The organism is Psychromonas sp. (assembly GCF_041586535.1).
GTDB lineage: Bacteria > Pseudomonadota > Gammaproteobacteria > Enterobacterales > Psychromonadaceae > Psychromonas.
In genome coordinates this window covers 1-4,078 of the sequence record NZ_JBFGZY010000211.1, presented here as the reverse complement: position 1 = coordinate 4,078, position 4,078 = coordinate 1, and the positions used below count along the sequence as shown (strand labels likewise).

At 44.8% G+C, this 4,078-nt stretch carries 2 protein-coding genes; both read left to right on the top strand.

The genetic code is table 11. The annotated features are described in order from the left end of the window. Window positions 1–419: 419 nt before the first annotated feature. Complete coding sequence (locus ABZA00_RS16565) at window positions 420–2,087, top strand: putative bifunctional diguanylate cyclase/phosphodiesterase (protein ID WP_372883258.1); 1,668 nt, start codon at window positions 420–422, stop codon at window positions 2,085–2,087. A gap of 245 nt (window positions 2,088–2,332) precedes the next feature. Continuing rightward, window positions 2,333–4,027, top strand: a complete 1,695-nt coding sequence (locus tag ABZA00_RS16560; RefSeq protein WP_372883257.1) for an alkaline phosphatase family protein — start codon at window positions 2,333–2,335, stop codon at window positions 4,025–4,027. The last annotated feature ends 51 nt before the right edge of the window (window positions 4,028–4,078 follow it).

The window sequence follows — 4,078 nt, the reverse complement described above, 5'->3', positions numbered from 1 at the left end:
GCCGGATCATGTGGCGGTGCTGCGCTAGATGCCCTGACGACTTATATCGAGCAACAAAATAGACCTAAGTAACGTTAATGCTTCGCAACAATGATTTTCATCACCGCCATGAATGACGGTGTTTTTCATCTAAATGGATAATCAAACCATCTTCTCTCTTGTTATCAAATTACTTTTTCTTTACCATGATGATAACAATTATCAATAAAATCATAAAAAAATAAAATCCGCCTCACACACAATACGTTATTGCTGTATGGCGTTATCAGTAAAACATTTGCAGGCGTATAGATTTGCTTGCATTTTTGATGTTTCCGGATTGATTAATAACCTGAAGAGGATCATTGTTATTATTGCATGTGCGAATGAGTGCCATCACAGGCTGACACTTTTGTTAGCCTTATAAAGGAAGATCGGTAATGGATTATAGAAGTTTATATAAATGGATTGAAAAGCATCAAAGCACTCTGCAGCTGATCACCATACCGCTCCTTCTGCTGATGGTGGCTGGCGTTTATCTGCTGGTATATATGACCGGCGGTCTGAAATACGTTTACGTGCACACTATGTATATTCCTATCCTCCTGGCCGGTATAATCTGCGGTATTAAAGGCGGAATCTTTATTGGTTCGCTTGCCGGCTTGATTGTAGGGCCTCTAATGCCGCTTGATATCAGCACTGGCGAAGCGCAGAAGACGTTTTCTTGGCTTTACCGTTGCGGAATTTTCACTCTTACCGGCTTTCTCTGCGGGGTGGCAAGTGATACTATCCGCTCATATCTTCGCTATATTAACTGGCTTTCACGCCATGATCTCCCCTCAAATTTACCTAACCGTCAGGCGGTGATCGAACAGTTAGAGCAAATATCTGAAAATCACGCTGACGCAGCAGATGCCCATATTGTTGCCATTATTTCTATTGAAAATAACCGCGAGTTATTATCTACCTTCGGCGTCACTATCCTGGATCAGGCAATGGTACAACTGCACAAGCGTCTGCAGGAAAAAAAATCGCAAATACTATCTATATTCCGCCTTAATTCAGCGCAACTCGCGTTGCTGATAGGCGATATATCCGATCATGATGAAAAGCGTTTTTTTGACAAACTTTCCGCCTCCTTTCGCGAGCCGATTCTGTTTGAAGAAATTCCCATTCATATTGATGTCCGAATCGGCTATGTCCCCCTTTCCGGACCGCAGGTAGCACCTGAACTTCAGCTGCAAAAAGCACAGAGTGCACTTACTGAGGCTTGTTACCGGGCCAGTGACCACGTAGGTTTCAGCCAGGCAATTTCTACCGCCAGCAGAGAAAATCTTGTGATGCTCGGAGAATTGAAGGAGGCACTCACAAAAAAACAACTTTCCCTTCATTATCAGCCTAAGGTGGATATCGCAACAGGTGCTGTTCATAGTGTGGAGGCGCTGATACGCTGGCAGCATCCGCAAAAAGGTAATATACCTCCCGGAATTTTTATTCCCCGGGCGGAGGAAAGTACCTTAATCAATCAGATAACCTATTTTGTTTTAGAGCGGGCAATGACACAAATGGTATTGTGGCAGCAGGCTGGCATTAACATCACAGTCGCGGTCAATATTTCGGCGCGCAACCTGTTACAGCCTGATTTTTGTAATGTAGTATTTTGCCTGCTTGAACATCACGGTCTGAGCGGTGAACAGTTGGAGCTGGAGATCACCGAGGGTGCCCTGATGCTGGATGCACAACGTGCTATTGAGGAGTTAAACAGACTGGCTAATGCCAAAATTGTACTGTCAATCGATGATTTTGGAACAGGATATTCCTCATTACAATACCTGCACCAGCTGCCTGTTTCGCTTATTAAAATTGATCAATCTTTTATACGCAGACTGCCTGCCGATGAGTCGGCAACCTCTATTGTGGAAACGGCCATTAGCATGGCACATAAAATGAGTATCAAAACCATAGCAGAGGGGATAGAAGAGAGAGAAACCTACGACTTTCTTGAAAAAATAGGCTGTGATATGGCGCAGGGTTATATCATCTCCCGGCCACTGCCCGGTGATGAGTATGCAAACTGGCACAAGCAATATAACAGATTTTGTGGATAAAAAAACTAGCACGCTTATCCCCATGATACTTTAAGATGCAAAGCATTTTGCAGTAACATGGGGTATACCCATCTGATAGCCATTAGGCTGCCAACTTTAGAGCACTGCCAGTTCGTAAAGAAGAGATGATCTATCTCTTAATTTACTTTGTCAGTGTTATATTTTCTCTTTTTTCCGTTTTAATTTCCGTCACTTAAGTTAAGATATCTGACCATGGACAGTGACATTCTTTAGGAAAACGGAATATGAAAAAGCATAATAGGCCACTCTTATTTACATTTATGTTCTCTTTAAGCAGCTTGTTTTTTGCAAATCCAGTTTCCGCCAGCGGGCATATTAAATTAATCCTGCAAATTACCGTCGATGGCTTACGCGGGGATTTATTAGCACGCTATCAGCACCATTACGGTAAGGACGGATTCCGTTATCTGCTTGAGCACGGTGTTTATTATGCCAATGCGCATTATTCTCATGCCAATACAACCAGCGTTGTTGGTCATGCAACCTTGGCAACGGGCTCTTATCCTGCGGATCACGGTATCGTCGCCGATGTCTGGTTAGATCCTGTTTTTGGTCAACAAGTTAATAATATTGCAGATCCCAACGCCCCAATTCTGCAGGCTGTAAATCCCCCGTCCGCCGACCAATCACTCAGTCCGACAGGATATCAACGGCCAGTTAGCGGTCGTTCTCCGCGGATAATGCTCGGCACAACCTTTTCCGATCAGCTGTTTATTAATACGGCTGGTCGCTCGCGGGTCTTTGCTGTGTCAGGTAAAGATCAGGGGGCGGTGCCGATGGCCGGACATATGGGCAAAGCATTTTGGTTCTCTACAGACAACGGCGAGATGGTGACGTCCGGCTATTATTATTATGACAGTTACCCGCAATGGGTGACTAAATGGAACAGTCAAAAATTAACACACAGTTATGCGCAAAAAGCCTGGGAACTGCGTAATAACAGAGAGGATTACATTTTTTCTGAGCAGGACAATCGTTCTTATGAAGTTGATTTAAATGGCTTTGCTAACACCTTCCCTCATCCATACAGCAGTATTGAACAGCCGCTTTATAATACCTTATTAATGGCCAGCCCGGCGGGTGATAAACTGCTAGCCGACTTTGCCAAGCAACTGATTATTAGTGAAACCTTAGGCTCCAGAGTACCCACGGATTATTTATCCGTGAGCTTTTCAAGCTTGGATGCGGTGAATCAAATTTTTGGCCCTTCCAGCCTGGAAAATGAAGATCTTATCGCCACTCTCGATCAAACCCTTGCTGATTTATTACAGTTTGTAGATAAACAAATTGGCTTGGAAAATACTTTGGTTGTATTGTCAGGTGCTCATGGTATGGCCGAGGCCGCTGAGTACATCACCGAATTAGGGCTGTCGGCCGGGGAAATAAGATCCGACGAAATTTACCAGTTTGCCAATGATGTTGCGAAAAAAGAGTTCGCTATCGATAATCTGGTCAAAGCTTTTATCCGTCCGTACATCTACCTGGATAAAAACAAAATCAGACTGACCAATCTACAGCTTATAGATGTTGAAATGCGTCTTGCCAATGCGTTAAGTCAGTATGAAGGGATAGCCCTTGCCCTGCCCGCAAGTGATATTACTGCACTGGAAAATACGCCTGCTGGCAAGCAGATTAAACGCAATTTCCATGCGCAACGCTCCGGCGATATATATATCGCTCAATCCCCCTACTGGCAGTTACGGGAAACAGATACAGGAGCAGTCAGCAACGGCTCTCCCTGGTCTTATGATACCTACGTGCCGATCATCTTTGCGGGCGCGAATTTAAAAGCTCAACGTATTGATCGCGCAGTTGATCCGGTGGATATCGCGCCAACTCTGGCTAGCATGATGGCTATTACACCGCCCAGTAAAGCAAGAGGCGCAGTGCTGGAGGAGGTGGTCAGCCAGCGGCCGTAAATAGCAGCCGGTTTTTAATCACCCTGCTTTTGTTGCGGGCTAACGCCCGCG